This is a genomic window from Halopseudomonas xinjiangensis, assembly GCF_900104945.1.
GTDB lineage: Bacteria > Pseudomonadota > Gammaproteobacteria > Pseudomonadales > Pseudomonadaceae > Halopseudomonas > Halopseudomonas xinjiangensis.
This window is the reverse complement of record NZ_LT629736.1, coordinates 1-18,959: the sequence shown is the minus strand read 5'-3', so window position 1 is coordinate 18,959 and position 18,959 is coordinate 1. Positions and strand designations below refer to the sequence as shown.

The 18,959-nt window shown below is 60.9% G+C and carries 18 protein-coding genes; 11 read left to right on the top strand and 7 right to left on the bottom strand.

Annotated features, from left to right (window positions below; all coding sequences use genetic code 11):
* The 4 genes from BLT85_RS00090 to rpe all read right to left on the bottom strand — a co-directional run bounded on the left by BLT85_RS00090 (position 1) and on the right by rpe (position 3,618).
* On the bottom strand, positions 1-600 hold the full coding sequence (locus BLT85_RS00090; RefSeq protein WP_093390932.1) for an anthranilate synthase component II: 600 nt from the start codon (positions 598-600) through the stop codon (positions 1-3).
* A gap of 10 nt (positions 601-610) precedes the next feature.
* On the bottom strand, positions 611-2,083 hold the full coding sequence (trpE, locus tag BLT85_RS00085; RefSeq protein WP_093390928.1) for an anthranilate synthase component I: 1,473 nt from the start codon (positions 2,081-2,083) through the stop codon (positions 611-613).
* Between the two features lie 177 nt (positions 2,084-2,260).
* Entirely contained in the window at positions 2,261-2,941 is a 681-nt protein-coding gene (locus BLT85_RS00080; RefSeq protein WP_093390925.1) for a phosphoglycolate phosphatase, read from the bottom strand.
* Between the two features lie 2 nt (positions 2,942-2,943).
* On the bottom strand, positions 2,944-3,618 hold the full coding sequence (rpe, locus tag BLT85_RS00075) for a ribulose-phosphate 3-epimerase (protein ID WP_093390921.1): 675 nt from the start codon (positions 3,616-3,618) through the stop codon (positions 2,944-2,946).
* Between the two features lie 96 nt (positions 3,619-3,714).
* Here rpe and BLT85_RS00070 point away from each other — a divergent pair, with 96 nt between their 5' ends.
* A complete protein-coding gene (locus tag BLT85_RS00070) occupies positions 3,715-4,551 on the top strand; it encodes a DUF3530 family protein (RefSeq protein WP_093390916.1) in 837 nt (278 codons plus the stop codon).
* Here BLT85_RS00070 and BLT85_RS00065 read toward each other — a convergent pair.
* The 3 genes from BLT85_RS00065 to BLT85_RS00055 are packed head-to-tail and all read right to left on the bottom strand — an operon-like array spanning position 4,533 to position 6,983.
* Entirely contained in the window at positions 4,533-5,303 is a 771-nt protein-coding gene (locus BLT85_RS00065) for a TerB family tellurite resistance protein (RefSeq protein WP_172829791.1), read from the bottom strand. The genes BLT85_RS00070 and BLT85_RS00065 overlap by 19 nt on opposite strands.
* Position 5,304: 1 nt before the next feature.
* Positions 5,305-5,970 (bottom strand): N-acetylmuramate alpha-1-phosphate uridylyltransferase MurU, encoded by a 666-nt coding sequence (gene murU, locus BLT85_RS00060; RefSeq protein WP_093390912.1) that lies wholly within the window; start codon positions 5,968-5,970, stop codon positions 5,305-5,307.
* Positions 5,967-6,983: an aminoglycoside phosphotransferase family protein gene (locus BLT85_RS00055; RefSeq protein ID WP_093397183.1), complete on the bottom strand. Its 1,017-nt coding sequence runs from the start codon at positions 6,981-6,983 to the stop codon at positions 5,967-5,969. Before BLT85_RS00055 ends, murU begins: the two co-directional genes overlap by 4 nt.
* Before the next feature lie 150 nt (positions 6,984-7,133).
* On the opposite strand from BLT85_RS00055, the gene BLT85_RS00050 reads away from it, so the two are divergent.
* From BLT85_RS00050 to BLT85_RS00005, 10 genes are all read left to right on the top strand, one after another.
* Positions 7,134-9,803, top strand: a complete 2,670-nt coding sequence (locus BLT85_RS00050) for an LPS-assembly protein LptD (protein WP_093390909.1) — start codon at positions 7,134-7,136, stop codon at positions 9,801-9,803.
* Positions 9,793-11,082 (top strand): peptidylprolyl isomerase, encoded by a 1,290-nt coding sequence (locus BLT85_RS00045; protein WP_093390905.1) that lies wholly within the window; start codon positions 9,793-9,795, stop codon positions 11,080-11,082. Before BLT85_RS00050 ends, BLT85_RS00045 begins: the two co-directional genes overlap by 11 nt.
* Positions 11,082-12,071 carry a 4-hydroxythreonine-4-phosphate dehydrogenase PdxA gene (gene pdxA, locus BLT85_RS00040; protein ID WP_093390902.1) on the top strand — a complete coding sequence of 330 codons (990 nt, stop codon included), beginning with the start codon at positions 11,082-11,084 and terminating at the stop codon, positions 12,069-12,071. The genes BLT85_RS00045 and pdxA overlap by 1 nt, the downstream gene beginning before the upstream one ends.
* On the top strand, positions 12,071-12,886 hold the full coding sequence (rsmA, locus tag BLT85_RS00035) for a 16S rRNA (adenine(1518)-N(6)/adenine(1519)-N(6))-dimethyltransferase RsmA (RefSeq protein ID WP_093390899.1): 816 nt from the start codon (positions 12,071-12,073) through the stop codon (positions 12,884-12,886). Before pdxA ends, rsmA begins: the two co-directional genes overlap by 1 nt.
* Entirely contained in the window at positions 12,883-13,266 is a 384-nt protein-coding gene (gene apaG / locus BLT85_RS00030; RefSeq protein ID WP_093390895.1) for a Co2+/Mg2+ efflux protein ApaG, read from the top strand. The genes rsmA and apaG overlap by 4 nt, the downstream gene beginning before the upstream one ends.
* A 20-nt stretch (positions 13,267-13,286) precedes the next feature.
* The gene (locus BLT85_RS00025; protein WP_093390893.1) at positions 13,287-14,108 is read left to right on the top strand and encodes a symmetrical bis(5'-nucleosyl)-tetraphosphatase; all 822 of its coding nucleotides are present in this window, start codon (positions 13,287-13,289) and stop codon (positions 14,106-14,108) included.
* Complete coding sequence (gene glpE, locus BLT85_RS00020; RefSeq protein ID WP_093390891.1) at positions 14,101-14,427, top strand: thiosulfate sulfurtransferase GlpE; 327 nt, start codon at positions 14,101-14,103, stop codon at positions 14,425-14,427. Before BLT85_RS00025 ends, glpE begins: the two co-directional genes overlap by 8 nt.
* Before the next feature lie 308 nt (positions 14,428-14,735).
* Positions 14,736-16,658, top strand: coding sequence for a PrkA family serine protein kinase (locus tag BLT85_RS00015; RefSeq protein WP_093390888.1), 1,923 nt, complete (start codon positions 14,736-14,738; stop codon positions 16,656-16,658).
* A 140-nt stretch (positions 16,659-16,798) separates the two neighbouring features.
* Positions 16,799-18,070 (top strand): YeaH/YhbH family protein, encoded by a 1,272-nt coding sequence (locus BLT85_RS00010; RefSeq protein WP_093390885.1) that lies wholly within the window; start codon positions 16,799-16,801, stop codon positions 18,068-18,070.
* On the top strand, positions 18,067-18,959 hold an 893-nt coding region (locus tag BLT85_RS00005; RefSeq protein ID WP_172829790.1), incomplete at its 3' end, for a SpoVR family protein. The genes BLT85_RS00010 and BLT85_RS00005, both read left to right, overlap by 4 nt.

Genomic DNA, 18,959 nt, shown 5'->3' with positions numbered 1-18,959 from the left:
TTAGCTGCGGCGAAGCCCGCCTTCCTGCTTGAGGAAGTTGGCCAGCAAATCGTGACCCTGTTCGGTGAGGATCGATTCGGGGTGAAACTGCACCCCTTCGATCATGTACTCTCGGTGGCGCAGTCCCATGATCTCATCAGGCTTGCCGCCCTCGCTCTGCGTCCAGGCAGTAACCTCCAGACAATCCGGGAGCGACTCCTGGCGCACCACCAGCGAATGGTACCGGGTGACCGTCAGCGGATCAGGCAGTCCTTCGAACACACCTTCGTGCTCGTGATAAACCGGACTGGTCTTGCCGTGCATCACCTGCCGCGCCCGCACCACTTCACCTCCGAACGCCTGACCAATGCTCTGATGGCCAAGGCAGACGCCGAGAATCGGCAATTTACCGGCAAAATGCTTGAGTACCGGAACCGACACGCCCGCTTCGTTCGGTGTGCAGGGGCCGGGTGAAATGACGATACGTTCGGGCTGCAGCGCCTCGATCTGTTCGATGGTCATTTCATCGTTGCGAATCACCTTCACGTCGGCGCCCAGTTCGCCCAGGTATTGCACGACGTTGTAGGTGAAGGAATCGTAGTTATCGATCATCAGCAGCATGTTCGTCTCCTCAGCCCAGACCCTGTTCGGCCATGGTTACCGCGCGGAACACCGCGCGCCCCTTGTTCAGGGTCTCTTCCCACTCGCTGAGCGGGACCGAATCGGCGACAACACCTGCGCCGGCCTGAATGTGCAGCGTCTGGTCCTTGATCACCGCAGTACGAATGGCAATCGCCGTATCCATGTTGCCGTTCCACCCAAGATAGCCGACCGCCCCGCCATAGACACCACGCTTGACCGGTTCGATCTCGTCGATGATCTCCATCGCCCGAATCTTTGGCGCACCAGACAGGGTCCCGGCCGGAAAGGTGGCGCGCAGCACGTCCATCGCGGTCAGACCCTGACGCAGTTTCGCCTCGACGTTGGATACGATATGCATGACATGTGAATAACGCTCGACCACCATCTTGTCGGTCAGCCGCACCGTGCCGATCTCGGCGACCCGGCCGGCATCATTGCGACCGAGATCGATGAGCATCAGATGTTCGGCGATCTCCTTGGGGTCGGCCAGCAGCTCGTGCTCCAGTTCCAGATCCTCTTCCTTGGTTCGGCCGCGTTTGCGCGTACCGGCAATCGGCCGGACCGTGACCACACCGTCTTCCAGACGCGCCAGAATTTCCGGCGACGAGCCCACCACATGATGATCGTCCAGATTGAGGAAAAACATATAAGGCGACGGATTCAGACAGCGCAGGGCGCGGTACAGATCCAGCGGCGGCGCGGTGTAGGGTATGCTCATGCGCTGGGCCAGCACTACCTGCATCACGTCGCCGTCGAGGATGTATTCCTTGATCCGGTCGACGCCAGCCTCGAAGCCCTGCTGACCGAAGCCGGAGCGGAAATCATCCTCGTGCACTTCGCGAGGCTCCGCTACCGGTGGGCGCGGAATGCTTTCCCGCAGGCGAATCACCAGCTCGTCGAGGCGCGCCTGGGCCTGATCAAAGGCATCGGCCACAGCCGGATCGGCATGGGTGATCAACATCAGCTTGCCGGAGAGATTGTCGAACACCAGCACATCGTCCGACACCATCAGCAGGATATCCGGTGTACCCAGCACATCCCTGGGCGCTTTACCGGCCAGCCGCGGCTCGATGTAGCGCACCGTGTCATAGCCGAAGTAACCCACCAGGCCGCCAGTGAAACGTGGCAGGCCTGGCACTTCGGCGACGCGATACCGCGCCTGGAATGTCTCGACGAAGCTCAGCGGGTCGGTGGTTTCATGACGCTCGGTCTCGACACCATCGGTCATGACCGTGATGATTTCGCCCCTCACGCGCAGCTGTGTCCTGCATGGCAGCCCGATGATCGAATACTGCCCCCACTTTTCTCCGCCCTGCACAGATTCGAGCAGGTAGGAGTAAGGCGCGTCGGCCAGCTTGAGATACGTGGACAGCGGCGTGTCCAGGTCGGCCAGCACTTCGCGTACAACGGGTACACGGTTGCAGTCCTGGTCGGCCAGGCGAAGGAATTCGTCTCGGGTCATGATCAGCCTCTCGGGGCAAGTAATTTGTCACACAAACGAAGAGGCCCGCGCGCGGCGCAGGCAGGCGAAATCAGGCGCGCCAACGCCAGCGGGCGAGCGCCTTGATCACTCTCATCAGTTTGCGGTTGCTGACAAACACGGCTGATCCATATAAATCGGTAGGAATGGATTGAAAGACTATATGAGCGCGGACAGTGAATCAACCAGCAGGTCGGGGTTTTCCGCGGCGATCGGCTCGCCATGATTGTAGCCGTAGCTGACGGCAACCACCTTCACCCCTGCGGCGCGCGCGGCCAGAATGTCGTTACGCGAGTCACCGACAAAGAGCGCTTGCCCAGCCACCACACCGACCTCCCCCATCACATGCAGCAAGGCTGCCGGATCCGGCTTCTGGGTGGGCAAGGTATCGCCCCCGATCAGCCAGTCGAAATAGCCGCCAAGGCCTACCTCATCAAGTAGCGGTTGGACAAAGCGCTGGGGCTTGTTGGTGATGACCGCCATCCGCACAGCGTTATCTTGCAGCCAGTCAAGAAAATCGAGGGCGCCCGGGTAGACCGTGGTCAGGTCATGTCCGCCACTGTAAGCCTCAAGAAATATCGCCAGCGCATCGGCGGCCTGCGAATCATCGACTCCATTGTGGTCAATCGAGCCGGCCAGGGCGCGACGCACCAGCACGGCTGCGCCGTTGCCCACCCAGTCACGGACCCGCTCGACGCCCGCAGGCGGCCGGCCGAGCCGGCCGAGCATCGTATCGACCGCCGCAGCCAGATCGGGAACCGAGTCAACCAGCGTGCCGTCCAGATCGAACATCACCAGATCGGGAAGCCGACCCTCGAACAGCCGAGCGAGTGCCGTCATATTCAGCGCTGCACCTGCGCCAATTCGCTGCGCATGGCGTCGATGACCGCCTTGTAGTCCGGCTTGCTGAAAATTGCCGAGCCGGCAACGAAGGTATCCGCTCCGGCTTCGGCAATGTCGCGGATGTTTTTCTCGTTCACGCCACCATCGATTTCCAGACGAATATCGCGCCCGCTCGCACTGATCAACGCCCGCGCCTCGCGCAGCTTATCCAGGGTGCCGGGAATGAATTTCTGCCCGCCGAAGCCAGGGTTGACGCTCATCAGCAGAATCATGTCGACCTTGTCCATAACATATTTCAGGCTGTCCAGCGGCGTCGCCGGGTTGAACACGAGGCCCGCCTTGGCCCCGCCGTCGCGAATGAGCTGCAGCGAACGATCAATGTGCTCGCTGGCTTCAGGATGAAAGGTAATGTAGCTGGCACCGGCTTCGAGGAAATCGCCGATGATCCGATCGACCGGCTTGACCATCAGATGCACATCGATCGGCGCGGTCACGCCATATTTGCGCAGCGCCGAACAGACCATCGGACCGATAGTCAGGTTGGGGACATAGTGGTTATCCATCACATCGAAATGGACAATGTCGGCGCCGGCCGCCAGAACCCGATCGACATCCTCGCCCAGACGGGCGAAGTCGGCGGAGAGGATGGACGGGGCAATGGCGTAATCGGGCATGACTAACTCCGGACAGGAACTGAACCTGTCTAGTCTACCCGAAGCATTTCGGGGCTGCTGTTATACTCCGGTGATTACTGCCAAGGAGTCGCGACGATGGGCCGCCTACTGCTAGTGCTTTTGATGGTTTGCTCATCGCTTCAGGCACAGACGCCCGAGGCGCCGCAAGCCGCCGAAGCCAGCCAGGCAAGACCGGACCTGTCATCACGCTCATCCGGCCAGGAACAAGCCCTGCAAAGACAGATCCCTCCTACCCAGCAGCGTCAACTTGGCGAAGGCGAGTCAGCCTTCCTCGGGTTGTTCCTCCCTGCGGCCCGTCCCGACCCGCTCGGAAGCGTTCTGGTGGTCGCCGACCTGGGGGAACATGCCAACTGGCCCGAATTGATCGAGCCGGCGCGCGCCAACCTGAGCGAAGCGGGCTGGAATACGCTGGCCATCGGACTGCCGGAAGCGCCGCCATCTCACATCGGTGCAGCGGACGATGACAGCGCCGCGCGCCAAAGTCTGTTCGAACAACGCATAGCCGAGCGACTCGAGCTAGGACTTGCACTGCTTGCGGAAACAGGGGCAGCTCCGGTGGCGGTCATCGCGCGAGGCCGGGCCAGCTACTGGGTCCTGCAGCAAGCCGATGCGCTGCCAGCGGTTAGCGCGCTGATCGTTTATCAGCCGCGCCCGGCCGGTCCCGAGCGACCGCTGCAGCCTTTGCTGGAAACCTGGGACAAACCTCTTCTGGATATCGCTACCAAAGGTGCGCTTGGGCGCAGCGACGCGGCCCGCGAGCGACAGCTGATAGCCCAGCGAACCGATCATCCGCATTATCGACAGATACTGGTCAGCAATCCCGGCAACACGCCACAGACCCAGCAGATGCTGATCAAGCGCATCGAAGGCTGGCTGCGAAAGCTGCCTGCGGCTCAGCGAAACCCGCGGTGACGCCGGACTCGCTCGTAGGCGTCCTGGATTGCCTGTATCCGCTCGCCCGCCTGAGCCAGGACAACTGTTGACGCACCGCGCATCTTGTCCGGATGGTGCTTGCTCAGTTGCCGGCGATAGGCACGTTTGATGACCTCTGGGCTGGCGTCCAGATCGACCCCCAGCAACGTCGCTGCTTCGCGCACGCGATCACGACTTGCCATCGGCGGCTTGGCGGCATGCGCACGCTGGTGGCGCTGATGCATGCGCTGATGTTCGGCCCGGCCCATCCCGGCAAGAGCAGACCATTCGTCCAGCAGGCTTCGCGAACGCGGCCCCAGCCCGCCGCTCGCCAGCGCCATGCGCCAGCAGCAGTCGATCACTTCGGCAGCCCGCGCTGGATCGTTGCGCTTCAGTCGCTTCAGACGTCGGGCGACGCTCACCGCCGGGTCCTTGCCGCGATTGAAGTCACGCATTGCTTTCAGGCGAGCCGGCTCGTCGAGCCGATACTGTTGCATGATGTCGCGGGCCAACTGCAGATGAACCGGCTCGACGCGTCCCTCGGCCTTCGCCAGTCTACCCAGGCTGAGGAACAGTACTTCCTCGAAAACGCCTTCTCTACCGCCACTGAAACGCCTTGCCAGGTCGCCCCAACGGCGCAAGCCCCAGTGCCGATCCAGCGCATGCCCCAGTACACCACCAAGCAAGACGCCTGGCAGCTCGGCGACAAGCCCGCCGACGAGGGCGCCGAGAAGGGTTACAGGCCAGAGCAAGTCAACTTTCCTGCGCCTGTCGGGTGGCATCGTCGAGGCGCTCGGGCGTTCCCACGTCGATCCAAACACCACGATAGTGTTCTCCCCCGACCCGGCCTGCATCGGCAGCGCTTCGCAATAGCGGGGCCAGAGCAAAGGCGCCTGGCTCGCAGCCGACAAAAAGCGCCGGGTGGATAACCGAGATGCCGCTGAAGGTGAGCCCGGCGGCGTCTCCGGGGTTGGAGATCCGGCCGGCTTCAAGGACGAAGTCGCCGCGCTGCTTGTGGGCGGGATTGTCGACCAGCACCAGATGAGCCAGATGCCCCGGCGCAAGCCGAAGATGACTGAAATCGAAGCGTGTCCAGACATCGCCGTTGACCAGCATGAACGGCTCATCACCTAGCATCGGCAGCGCCCGATGGATACCACCGCCTGTTTCCAGTGGCTCACCCTCTGGCGACCAGCTGATGCGGACGCCCCAGCGACTGCCATCACCCAACGCTGCCTCCAGTTGCTCGCCAAGCCAGGCGTGATTGATCACCAGCTCGCCGATGCCAGCACGCGCCAATGCCTCTATATGCCATTCGATCAGCGGTCTGCCAGCGACGGGCAAGAGCGGCTTGGGCGTGGTCAGCGTCAGCGGGCGCATGCGCTCGCCCTTGCCCGCGGCCAGAATCATTGCCTTCAAGCCTGCAGCTCCAGACTGTCGAGCAACCGCTGCAGCGGAGCGAGGCGCTGGTCCGCCGCGCACGCCTCGCGCAGGTAGGCTACAAAGCGCGGTGCGTCTTCGAGATAGCGCGGCTTGCCGTCGCGATAGCGAATACGCGCGAAGATACCCAGAACCTTGAGATGACGCTGAACGCCCATCAACCGAGACTGATTGATGAAAGTATCGAAGTTGGCAGGCACCGGCAGCCCCGCAGCCTGTGCCTTGTCCCAGTAGACCTGAACCCAGGCCACGCGCTCGGCCGCCGGCCAGCTGAAAAACGCATCGGCGAAGAGACAGGTCACGTCATAGCTCAGCGGGCCGTAGAGCGCGTCCTGAAAATCAAGCACAGCCGGCGTGCCCGTAGCCGCCATCAGATTACGCGGCATGTAGTCGCGATGCACGAAGACCCGGGGCTCGGCGAGGATGCTCTGCAACAGCACAGAGCACAGCGCCTCCCAGTCATCTTGCTCGGAATCGGTGAACTGGCGACTCAGGTGCCTGGCAACGAACCACTCCGGAAACAGGCCAAGCTCGCGTCGCAGCACCGCTTCGTCGTAGTCGGGAAGGACGCCCGGGCGGCTGGATAGTTGCCAGGCGATCAGCTGATCGATGGCCGAGCGGAACAGACGCTGCCGCTCCTCGGTGAGCATGCCTTCCTGCATGGCCTCGAGAAAGGTGCGATCGCCGACGTCTTCGAGCAGGAGAAATCCCTGCTCGACGTCCGACGCATAGATATGCGGAACGCGTACACCGGCTTCGGCCAGCAGCGCCGCTACCTTGACGAAGGGGCGGGTGTCTTCGTGTTCAGGTGGCGCATCCATGATGATGAGCGTGCGCGGTCCGTCGACCCAGCGAAAATAGCGGCGGAAACTCGCGTCGGCACTGGCGGCGATGAGCTCACCGCTGCCCGGCGATCCCCAATCGTGATCGGCGAACGTCTTGCGTAGCGCCGGTCCCAACCAGGCCTGAAGCGCTGTCTGTCTTGAATCCATGATTATCATCCCGATCTGGTCGATGCTGGCTCTGGCGCCGCACAATGCTTTATTATCCGTGATCTTTGAACGCAGACGCAGCATGCATGTTGCATTGCGCTCGCACAAGTTGCTGCGATCGCGCCGACTGGAAGCCCGGATAACTACATAATGGCCTACCGCAAACCTCCGTTCCGCCCCTCGTTTCCCATGTTGCTGGCCAGCGGTCTGCTGCTCGCTCAACCAATGACCAGTCTGGCGGTCGGGCAGGTCGAATGTCGCGCCAGCGAGGCCGGCGGCGGCTGGAATTGCTCAACGCTCGAAGCCCCTGCTGCCCTGCCACCGCGTCCGCAACGGCCTGCTCCGGCCGCAGCGCAAGCGGAGCAGGCGGACAACCAGCCCGCCGCGAGCGTCAGCGAGCCGCGCGACGCTACGCCCACTTCCGCATCGGAGTTCAACGAACTGGACTGGGTTCCGCGTGATCAGCTCAGCGCAGCCCAGCGAGCAGCGATCGCGCCCTACTGTGGCGGGACGTACATCGAACCGCCCCGCGCAGGCCGTGACGACGATACCCCGTTCGAAGAGCTGCCCATCTACGCCGAAGCCGACAGCAGTCGCTTCGAGCAGGGCAACCAGACCGGCACCCTGGAGGGCGACGTACTGTTGCGCCAGGGGCGCTTGCAGGCTCGCGCCGATGCAGCCAATTATGATCGAGGCAACGACATCATTCGCTTGCAGGATGATGTGCGTCTGCGCGACCAGGGCGTGCTGATCCTGGGCGACAACGCCAGCATGCGCGTCGACACCGGCGAAACGCGCATCGAAGGGGCTCGCTACGTCATGCATGAGGCGCATGCACGCGGCTCGGCAGCGACCATCAAGCGACGCGACGATGGTGTCATCGTCATGACCAACGGCACCTACACCACCTGCGAGCCTGGCGAAAACACCTGGACGCTGCATGCCAAGGACGTCGAACTCGACCGCGAGAAGGGCTGGGGCGAGGCCAAGCACGTCCGGCTGCACGTCAAGGACGTACCGGTGCTGTACACGCCCTATCTGTACTTTCCGCTCGATGAGCGTCGCCAGACCGGCCTGCTCACACCAAGCTACGGTAGCAGCACGGACAGTGGTGCCTATGTCACGGTCCCTTATTACTTCAACCTGGCGCCCAACTACGACGCCACTCTGTACCCCACATTCATGACCAAGCGAGGCGCGCTGCTCGACGGCGAGGCCCGCCACATGAGCGCGGTCAGCTACAGCCAGCTCAACGCCGCTTATCTCGATGACAAGGAATTTGGCGAGGACCGCTGGATGTATCGCGCGCGCCACGAGCAGCGCCTCAGCCAGCGCTGGTACGCCAATCTCGATACCGGCTCGCTGAGCGATCCGTACTACTTCCAGGATCTCGACACAGCGCTCGATGCGCGTCCGGAAATTTACATGGATCAGCGCGGAGCGCTGAACTACTTCGGTGAAAACTACACCTTCCGCGCGCTGGTCCACGGCTACGAGCTTGCGACCGTGACCGCCGTCACCCCCTACGAGCGCATGCCTCAGCTGCAGCTCGATGGCGGCAATTCGCTTGGCGCAGGCGTACGGTTCGATTACAGCCTGCAGTACACACATTTCGACCGCGACCTGAGTGACGGCCTCATCTATACAGAAAGCGGCGGTCAGTATGATGATCTGGGCGTGCTGATCCGCAAGCCGGACGAAAGCCTGGTCGGCCTGCAGCGAGCCACCGGCCACCGGGCCAGTGCGATACCCAAGGTGAGCCTGCCGCTACGCAACACCTGGGGATTCGTAACGCCCGCACTGAGCGTTTACTCAGTGGCTTATGATCTGCAGTTCGACGAGCGCGCCGACGGCTTCGATTACGAACAGGCCGATCGCACGCCGTCGAATACGGTTCCGGTGGCGAGTCTGGATTCGGGCCTGTATTTCGACCGCCGCACCAGTTGGCTAGGGCGCGGCATGCGCCAGACCCTCGAGCCCCGCGCCTTCTATTTATATTCGCCCTATCGAGACCAGAGCGATCAGCCCTTGTTCGATACGTACGAAACCACTTTCAGCTATGCCTCGCTGTACCGCGAGGACCGCTTCAGCGGTCGCGATCGTACCGGTGACGCCAACCAGCTCACCCTCGGCACCACCAGTCGCCTGATAGACGATGATGGCCGGGAGCGCGCACGCGCCAGCCTCGGGCAAATCTTTTATTTCCGCGATCGAGACGTGCAACTGCTCGATATGGACGGGCTCGACGATCCACGGGACGAGAAGTCCTCTTCAGCGTACGCCGCCGAGCTGGTCTACCAGATGCACGACGACTGGCGGCTGAGCAGCAACCTGCTGTGGGATCCGGACGACAGCGACAGCAACGCCGGCGACATTCGCGTAAACTACCAGCCGGAGCCACGCAAGATCATCAATGTCGGCTACCGCTATCGGAACGAGCTCAACACGTTCGACTCGCTTACGGGCACTTATTTTCAAGACCCGAACCGGCGCATCGACCAGTCAGACGTCTCGTTCATCTGGCCGATCAATCCGCAGTGGAGCGTTATTGGTCGCTGGCAGCACGATCTGGCCGACAACCGCACCCTCGAGGCCCTGGGTGGTATCGAGTACGACAGCTGCTGCTGGAAACTTCGTTTCATCAATCGTTATTGGGTCGATTACAACGAATACGAGTCGATTGCCACCGACGAACCAAACCGTGGGATCTTCCTGCAGATCGTGCTCAAAGGATTGGGCAACGTCACCGGCAACCGTGTAGAAGGCCTCCTCGATGAAGGCATCCCGGGTTATAGAGAGCGTGAAAACAATGCGTTTTAAGCTTCACAAAGCACTGGCCGGCCTGTGTGCCGGCCTGCTCTTCTGCACCGTCGCCCAGGCACAGGTGCAGCCGCTCGACCGCGTCGCCGCGATCGTCGAAAACGACGTCGTGATGATGAGCCAGGTCGAATCCCGAATGACTGAGGTTCGCCAGCAACTGAGCGCGCGGGGCGAGAGCCTGCCGCCAGACCCGGTCCTGCGTGACCAGGTGCTGGATCGCCTGATCCTTGAAAGCATCCAGCTGCAGATGGCCGAGCGTGCCGGAATGCAGATAGACGAAGCCAGCCTGAACCAGACCATGGAGCAACTGGCCCAGCGCAATAATGTCAGCCTTGCGCAGTTCCGCGCAGCACTTGAGCGCGACGGAATAAGCTACAACGAGGCGCGCGAGCAGATTCGCCGTGAAATGCTGATCAATCGCGTGCGCCAGCGGCGGGTAGCCGAGCGCATCCAGGTTACCGACCAGGAAGTACGCAATTTCCTCAGCTCGGAAGTGGGACGCTACCAGACCTCTGCCGATTATCGGCTGGCCATGATCGTGCTTCCGCTCTCGGAAAACGCCGATTCCGCCGAAACGCAACGGCGAGCCGAGCAGGCGCAGGCCATTCATGAGGAACTGCAGGGTGGCGCCGACTTCGAGCGCGTTGCCGCACGCCGCTCGGCCTCCGACAGTTCACTGGAAAGCGGTGAGCTCGGCTGGCGCAAGGCTGCCCAGCTGCCGGGCCCCTTCGCCGACGCCATCGCCAATCTCGAGATTGGCGGAGTTACCCAGCCCATGCGTTCCCCGGCGGGCTTTCACATCATGAAGCTACTGGAACGGCGCGGTGGTGATAACCAAATGGTTACCGAATTCAACGTTCGCCACATCCTGATCAAGCCGAACGAGATCCGTAGCGAAGAGGAAGCCGTGCAATTGGCACAGCGCCTGTATCAGCGTATCCAGAACGGCGAGTCCTTTGCCAAGCTGGCCCGTTCTTTCTCCGAAGACCCCGGATCGGCACTCAACGGCGGATCGATGAACTGGGTCACGCCGGAAACCATGGTGTCGGAGTTCCGTGACGTGATGACTACCATCCCGGAAGGCCAGGTTTCGCGGCCGTTCCAGACGCAGTTCGGCTGGCACATTCTTCAGGTCGAAGGCCAGCGCAACGTCGACATGACCGACGATATGCGCAAGCAGCAGGCGACCAGCCTGCTGCAGAATCGCAAGTACGAACAGGAACTTCAGACCTGGCTGCTGGAAATTCGCGACGAAGCCTACGTCGAGAAAAAGATCTAGTGGCAGCTTCCGCAATCGCACTTACTGCCGGCGAACCCGCTGGCATCGGTCCGGAACTTTGTCTGATGCTGGCGGCGCAGCCTTGTCGGCACCGAAGGGTAGTTGTCGCCGACCCGGACTTGCTGGCCGAGCGCGCCGAACTGCTTGGCCTCGACGTTCAGTTGCAAGACTACGACCCCTCTCGGCCGGCATCGGCCCAGGCGGCCGGCACGCTCGAAGTCCTTCCAGTTCGCCTGGCGCAGCGGAGTACACCGGGTCAACTGGATCCAGCCAACGCCGCCTATGTGCTGGAGACGCTCAGGGAAGCCGGAAACGGTTGCCTGGCGGGGCGCTTCGGCGCGGTAGTCACGGCACCGGTGCACAAAGGCATCATCAACGATGCCGGAGTCGCCTTCTCCGGCCACACCGAGTTCTTTGCCGAGCTCACCGGCACTGCCCAGGTAGTCATGATGCTGGCGTGCCCCGGACTGCGTGTGGCTCTGGCAACCACTCATCTGCCGTTACGTGCGGTGGCGGATGCGATTACTCCGGAACTGCTTGAGCGAGTGTTACGCATCACGCACAGCGATCTGCAGTCGCGTTTCGGCCTGAGCGCACCGAAGATTGTTGTATGCGGGCTGAATCCGCATGCAGGAGAAGGCGGTCACCTCGGGCGGGAAGAAATCGATGTGATCATTCCGGTGCTTGAACGCCTGCGTGGCGAGGGGCTGCACCTCGAAGGACCGCTCCCGGCCGATACCCTCTTCACCCCCCGCCATCTCGAACACGCCGATGCGGTGCTGGCCATGTATCACGACCAGGGTCTGCCGGTTCTCAAGCACAAGGGCTTCGGTTCGGCAGTGAATATCACCCTGGGCCTGCCGATCATCCGTACCTCGGTTGATCACGGTACTGCCCTGGACCTGGCGGGCACCGGCCGCGCCGACCCCGGCAGTCTGCAGGTCGCCGTGGACACGGCGATCGACATGGTAGAAGCGGGAGCCCAATGATGAATCAGTCCGCCCCGCACCGCGCGCGCAAGCGTTTCGGCCAGAACTTCCTGCACGATGCCGGCGTGATCAATCGCATCCATCGCGCGATTGCGCCGCGCGATGGACAGCATCTGGTAGAGATCGGCCCCGGTCAGGGCGCGATTACCGAAGGGCTGCTGGCCAGTGGCGCCCGACTCGATGTGGTCGAGCTGGATCATGATCTGCATCCGATCCTGCTGGCCAAGTTCGGTCATCTGCCGAACTTCTCCCTGCACAAGGGCGATGCGCTCAAATTCGACTTTTCCAGCCTCGCAGGTGAGCAGAAACTGCGCATCGTCGGCAACCTGCCCTACAACATTTCGACACCGCTGATGTTTCATCTGCTCAAGCAGTCAGCCTGCGTCGAAGACATGCATTTCATGCTGCAGAAAGAGGTCGTACAGCGCCTCGCGGCCGGTCCAGGCACGTCGCACTACGGGCGGCTGGGAATCATGGTGCAATATCATTGTCATGTTGAACACCTGTTCGACGTCGGGCCTGGCGCGTTCAGTCCGGCGCCAAAGGTCGACTCGGCGATCGTGCGCTTGGTGCCTCATGGTGAGCTCCCCTATCCGGCGGACGACCCTGGCATGCTCGAACGCGTGGTCCGTGAGGCATTCAATCAGCGCCGCAAGACCTTGCGCAACACGCTAAAGCCCCTGCTGGACGCCGACAGCATCGCCGCCGAAGGTCTTGACCCGACGCTACGGCCCGAACAGGTGGATCTGGCCGGCTTTGTCCGCCTCGCCAATCGCCTGGCCCGCCAGGCCAAAACAGACGGAGGCCCAGCATGACCGCATCAAGCACCTATACTGTTGCTATCAGCGTGCAAACGCGTTTTCTGCGCGAGCAATCCGATCCTGAAGCCAACCGCTTTGCCTTTGCCTACACCATCAGCATTCGCAACGATGGAGCGGTGGCCGCCCAGTTACTGGATCGCCAATGGACGATCCATGACGGCAACAACAAGATCCAGCAAGTGGAAGGGCCTGGCGTAGTCGGTGAACAACCGGTGATCGAGCCCGGCGCAACGCACACCTATAGCAGCGGCTGTCTGCTGGAAACACCAGTCGGCACCATGCAGGGCAGTTACGGCATGCGCGCCGCGGATGGCCACGAATACCGGGTGCCGGTACCGCTGTTTCGCCTCGCCAAGCCTAACGCTCTGAACTGAACCACCTACAGGGCTATAGCATGACGACCTACGCCGTTGGCGACCTGCATGGTTGCCTGAAGCCATTGAAATGCCTGCTTGAGGAGGTGGACTTCAATCCTTCGCGGGATGTGTTGTGGTCGGTAGGCGATCTGATCAACCGGGGGCCGGACTCGCTGGAGACCCTGCGCTTCATCAACAGCCTCGACAATGCCTGTATCGCGCTTCTCGGCAATCACGACCTGCACCTGCTGGCGGCTTCCCGGGACGCGACCCTGCTGCGCAAATCCGACACCCTGTTGCCGATCCTCAAGGCCAGCGATCGGGACACCTTGCTCTCCGGCCTGTGTCAGCTGCCGCTGGCGCACTACGATTCGCGCCTTGACTGCCTGATGACCCATGCCGGCGTTCCACCGATCTGGTCGGTCAAGCAAACACTCAAACGAGCAGCTGAGGTCGAAGCGGTCTTGCGCGACGAGGCCCTGCGAGGTTCGTTTTTGGACAACATGTACGGCAACGAACCGGCGCGCTGGAAGCCGTCACTTACCGGCATGGATCGGCTACGGGCAATCACCAATTACCTTACCCGCATGCGCTTCTGCAAGGCAGACGGGACACTGGATCTGAAGTCCAAGGAGTCCGTCGATTCGGCCCCGAAGGAGTTCGCGCCATGGTTCAACCACCCGCGCAAGAACCCCGAGACCAAACTGGTCTTCGGCCACTGGGCCGCGCTGGGAGGAGTATCCGGCGTGCCCGGCGTACATGCCCTCGACAGCGGCTGTGTGTGGGGCAACAGTTTGACCTTGATGAACCTGGACACCGGCGAACGGCATGTCTGCAGCTGCGGAGACGAGCATGAGTGAGTTCAAACGGATCGACCCGACCAGCGCCGCCGCGCTGCTCGAGCAAGGCGCCACCGTGGTGGACATTCGCGATCCGCAGAGCTTCGAAGCCGGACGGATCGTTACCGCCCAGCGTCTGGATAACGACAATCTGCCGCAATTCGTGGCCGGTGCCGACCGCCAAGCGCCGCTTCTGGTGTGCTGCTATCACGGCAATTCCAGTCAGCCTGCCGCCGCTTACCTGGCCAGCCTGGGCTTTGCCGAGGTGTACAGCCTCGACGGCGGCTTCGAGCTGTGGCGCCAGCAATACCCTGCCAAAATCGAACGCAACGACGTCTGACACCCCCCGTCACAATCCGTGCAAACTTTTTTTGCCAGACCGCTGTCAGCGGCTTGCAAAAGGACTATTCTGGAATCGAGGCTAATCAAATAAGAGAAGGCCGGTCTGCCGGCTTCCGATAACACGGGAGCTTGCCGGACACGGGGCCAGCTCCGGCTGACCCGGTCACTCCGACAGACTCTCGATGTGCCCGTTCGAGGTGGTATTGGGGGATTCACGCATCACCATATGCCGTCGCCCTGTACAGCGTCAGGCGGGCCCTTGCCCGGGAGCCACGGACCTCATCTAGGTAACAGCGAGGTCGTGCCATGAGCATATTCAGCCATTTCCAGAACCGCTTCGAGACTACCCGGCAGGAGGAATACTCCCTGCAGGAGTATCTTGAGCTCTGTAAATCCGACCCAACGACATACGCCTCTGCCGCCGAGCGCCTGCTCATGGCGATTGGCGAACCAGAGGTGATCGACACCTCGCTGGACCCTCGTCTTTCGCGCATCTTCTCCAACAAGGTCATCAAGCGGTATCCGGCCTTCGCTGATTTCCACGGCATGGAAGACGCGATCGAGCACATCGTTTCCTACTTCCGCCATGCCGCTCAGGGTCTGGAAGAAAAGAAACAGATCCTCTATCTGCTGGGTCCGGTTGGCGGCGGCAAGTCCTCGCTGGCCGAGAAGCTCAAGGCACTGATGCAGCAGGTCCCGTTCTATGCGATCAAGGATTCACCGGTATTCGAATCGCCCCTCGGGCTGTTCAACGCCACCGAAGACGGCGCCATCCTGGAAGAAGACTACGGGATTCCCCGTCGTTACGTGAACAGCATCATGTCGCCATGGGCGGTAAAAAGACTGCACGAATTCAACGGTGACATCAGCAAGTTCCGGGTGGTCAAACTTTATCCGTCGATACTGCAACAGATCGCCATCGCCAAGACCGAGCCAGGCGACGAGAACAACCAGGACATTTCCGCCCTGGTCGGCAAGGTGGATATCCGCAAGCTGGAAGACTTCCCGCAGAACGATCCGGATGCCTACAGTTACTCCGGTGCGCTATGCCGCGCCAACCAGGGCCTGATGGAATTCGTCGAGATGTTCAAGGCGCCTATAAAGGTGCTGCACCCGCTGCTTACCGCGACTCAGGAAGGCAACTACAACAGCACCGAGGGCTTGGGCGCGATTCCGTTCAACGGCGTATTGCTCGCGCACTCCAACGAGTCGGAGTGGCATACGTTCCGCAACAACAAGAACAACGAAGCCTTCATCGATCGTATTTACATCGTCAAGGTGCCCTACTGCTTGAGGGTCAGTGACGAAATACAGATCTACCAGAAGCTGCTTACCAACAGCTCCCTCGCCCATGCTCACTGCGCGCCGGACACGTTGAAGATGCTCGCCCAGTTCACCGTCCTGTCCCGCCTGAAGGAACCAGAGAACTCCAACGTCTACTCGAAGATGCGCATCTATGATGGCGAGAATCTCAAGGATACCGACCCCAAGGCCAAATCGATCCAGGAGTACCGCGATTCGGCTGGCGTAGACGAAGGCATGAACGGTCTTTCGACCCGCTTCGCCTTCAAGATCCTCTCCAAGGTATTCAACTACGATCACAGCGAAGTCGCTGCCAACCCGGTGCATCTCCTGTATGTCCTGGAACAGCAGATCGAGCAGGAACAGTTTCCCAACGAAGTCAGCGAACGCTACCTGCGCTATCTGAAGGAATACCTTGCGCCGCGCTACGTCGACTTCATCGGCAAGGAGATCCAGACCGCTTACCTCGAGTCGTATAGTGAGTACGGGCAGAACATCTTCGATCGTTATGTGATGTATGCCGATTTCTGGATTCAGGATCAGGAGTACCGCGATCCCGATACCGGGGAAATCCTCAATCGTGCGGCACTGAACGAGGAACTGGAAAAGATCGAAAAGCCAGCTGGCATCAGCAATCCGAAGGACTTCCGCAACGAGATTGTCAACTTCGTCCTGCGAGCCCGGGCGCAGAATAACGGCAAGAACCCGAGCTGGCTGTCGTACGAAAAGCTTCGCGTGGTGATCGAGAAGAAGATGTTCTCCAATACCGAGGACTTGCTACCGGTCATCAGTTTCAACGCCAAGGCCTCGAAGGAAGACCAGAAGAAACACGGCGATTTTGTCACCCGGATGGTCGAACGCGGCTATACCGAAAAACAGGTTCGACTGCTCTCGGAGTGGTACCTGCGCGTACGCAAGGCGCAATAACGGTACGCCGTCATTGCGCAGCGGCTTGCCGCCAGCTTCAAGCGGCAAGCCGCCCGTACGTGCCGACAGGTGCCTGCATAATTCGAAAGCAGCACGGTCAGCTTCAAGCTTGAAGCTTGAAGCTGGCCCCGGAGGGGCCAATGAGTTACGTGATTGATCGCCGCCTGAACGGCAAGAACAAAAGCACGGTGAATCGCCAGCGTTTCCTGAGGCGGTATAAAGCTCATATCAAGAAGGCGGTCGAGGAAGCAGTAGGGAGGCGCTCGATCACCGACATCGAACACGGCGAACAGATCAGCATTCCCGGTCGCGACATCGACGAACCCATATTTCATCACGGCCAGGGCGGGCGGCAGACCCGTGTGCACCCCGGTAACCGCGAGTTCACCACCGGCGATCAGATCGAACGGCCGCAAGGTGGCGGCGGCGGTCAGGGCGGACAACAGGCGGGTGATAGTGGTGAAGGCATGGACGAGTTCGTCTTCCAGATTACCCAGGAAGAATTCCTCGACTTCATGTTCGAAGATCTTGCCCTGCCCAACCTGATCAAGCGCCATATCACTGGCGCCGATACCTTCAAACCCGTGCGTGCGGGGATCAGCGCCCAGGGCAACCCGTCGCGCATCAACATCGTTCGCTCAATGCGCGCAGCCCATGCACGGCGGATCGCACTGTCCGGCGGCAGCCGCTCGCGATTGCGCGCTGCAACCAAAGAATTGGAGCTGCTGCGCCAGAACCAGCCAGATAACCTGACCGACATCCGCGCATTGGAAAACGAGATCGAGCAACTCAAGCGTCGCATAGACCGCATCCCGTTTCTCGACACCTTCGACCTGCGTTACAACCTGATCACCAAGCAGCCCAACCCGAGTTCGAAAGCGGTGATGTTCTGTCTGATGGACGTGTCCGGCTCGATGACCCAGGCAACCAAGGATCTGGCCAAGCGCTTCTACATCCTGCTATACATGTTTCTGCGGCGTAACTACGAACGCATCGAAGTGGTGTTCATTCGCCACCACACCAGTGCCAAGGAAGTCGACGAACAGGAGTTCTTCTACTCGCGCGAAACCGGCGGAACCATCGTCTCCAGCGCACTGCGTCTGACGCAGGAGATCGTCGAAACACGGTACTCGCCCAACGAATGGAATATCTACTGCGCGCAGGCATCGGACGGTGACAACTGGAATGATGATTCGCCGATCTGCCGCGAGCTGCTGATACGCCAGCTGATGCCGGCCATGCAGTACTACTGCTATGTGGAGATCACGCCACGCGAGCACCAAGCACTCTGGTACGAGTATGAACAGGTCGCCGAGCATTATTCGGAGAGTTTCGCCCAGCAGCAGATCGTCGACGCCGGAGACATCTATCCGGTGTTTCGCAAGTTGTTCCAGAAGAGGATGGCCACATGAAACGCCAACCCATATCGACTGGCTCGGAGTGGACCTTCGATCTGATCCGCGAATACGACCGTGAAATCGGCCGAATCGCGCACGACATCTACGGCCTGGATACCTATCCGAACCAGATCGAAGTCATCACCGCCGAACAGATGATGGACGCCTACGCCTCGGTGGGCATGCCGCTGGGATATCACCACTGGTCCTACGGCAAGCATTTCCTGCATACGGAGAAAAACTACAAGCGCGGCCAGATGGGCCTCGCCTATGAGATCGTGATCAACTCCGATCCGTGCATCGCTTATCTGATGGAAGAAAACACCATGACCATGCAGGCGCTGGTTATCGCCCATGCCTGTTACGGACACAACTCCTTCTTCAAGGGCAACTACCTGTTCCGCACCTGGACCGACGCCAGCGCCATCATCGACTACCTGGTATTTGCCAAGCAGTACATCATGCGTTGCGAAGAGCGCCACGGGATCGACGCGGTCGAAGATCTGCTCGACTCCTGCCACGCGCTGATGAACTACGGCGTGGATCGTTACAAGCGGCCCTACCCGATTTCCGCTGCCGAGGAGCGCCGGCGCCAGCAGGAACGCGAGGAACACATGCAGCGCCAGGTGAACGACCTGTGGCGAACCATTCCGGTGATGCATCCCCATGAGGACAAGCACCACGAACAGACCCGCTACCCGGCCGAACCGCAGGAGAATCTGCTGTATTTCATCGAGAAGAACGCGCCGCTGCTCGAATCATGGCAACGTGAAGTGGTGCGTATCGTGCGCAAGATTGCGCAGTACTTTTACCCCCAGCGCCAGACGCAGGTGATGAATGAAGGCTGGGCGACCTTCTGGCACTACACCCTGCTCAACCATCTGTACGACGAAGGCAAGGTCAC

What these genes read in the sequence shown, in the direction of transcription:
- BLT85_RS00090 (WP_093390932.1), bottom strand. Translation starts at nt 600, where the DNA reads ATGCTGCTGATGATCGATAACTACGATTCCTTCACCTACAACGTCGTG.
- BLT85_RS00080 (WP_093390925.1), bottom strand. Translation starts at nt 2,941, where the DNA reads ATGACGGCACTCGCTCGGCTGTTCGAGGGTCGGCTTCCCGATCTGGTG.
- BLT85_RS00070 (WP_093390916.1), top strand. Translation starts at nt 3,715, where the DNA reads ATGGGCCGCCTACTGCTAGTGCTTTTGATGGTTTGCTCATCGCTTCAG.
- BLT85_RS00015 (WP_093390888.1), top strand. Translation starts at nt 14,736, where the DNA reads ATGAGCATATTCAGCCATTTCCAGAACCGCTTCGAGACTACCCGGCAG.
- rsmA (WP_093390899.1), top strand. Translation starts at nt 12,071, where the DNA reads ATGAATCAGTCCGCCCCGCACCGCGCGCGCAAGCGTTTCGGCCAGAAC.
- BLT85_RS00025 (WP_093390893.1), top strand. Translation starts at nt 13,287, where the DNA reads ATGACGACCTACGCCGTTGGCGACCTGCATGGTTGCCTGAAGCCATTG.
- rpe (WP_093390921.1), bottom strand. Translation starts at nt 3,618, where the DNA reads ATGCCCGATTACGCCATTGCCCCGTCCATCCTCTCCGCCGACTTCGCC.
- BLT85_RS00055 (WP_093397183.1), bottom strand. Translation starts at nt 6,983, where the DNA reads ATGGATTCAAGACAGACAGCGCTTCAGGCCTGGTTGGGACCGGCGCTA.
- BLT85_RS00045 (WP_093390905.1), top strand. Translation starts at nt 9,793, where the DNA reads ATGCGTTTTAAGCTTCACAAAGCACTGGCCGGCCTGTGTGCCGGCCTG.
- BLT85_RS00010 (WP_093390885.1), top strand. Translation starts at nt 16,799, where the DNA reads ATGAGTTACGTGATTGATCGCCGCCTGAACGGCAAGAACAAAAGCACG.
- BLT85_RS00050 (WP_093390909.1), top strand. Translation starts at nt 7,134, where the DNA reads ATGGCCTACCGCAAACCTCCGTTCCGCCCCTCGTTTCCCATGTTGCTG.
- apaG (WP_093390895.1), top strand. Translation starts at nt 12,883, where the DNA reads ATGACCGCATCAAGCACCTATACTGTTGCTATCAGCGTGCAAACGCGT.
- trpE (WP_093390928.1), bottom strand. Translation starts at nt 2,083, where the DNA reads ATGACCCGAGACGAATTCCTTCGCCTGGCCGACCAGGACTGCAACCGT.
- glpE (WP_093390891.1), top strand. Translation starts at nt 14,101, where the DNA reads ATGAGTGAGTTCAAACGGATCGACCCGACCAGCGCCGCCGCGCTGCTC.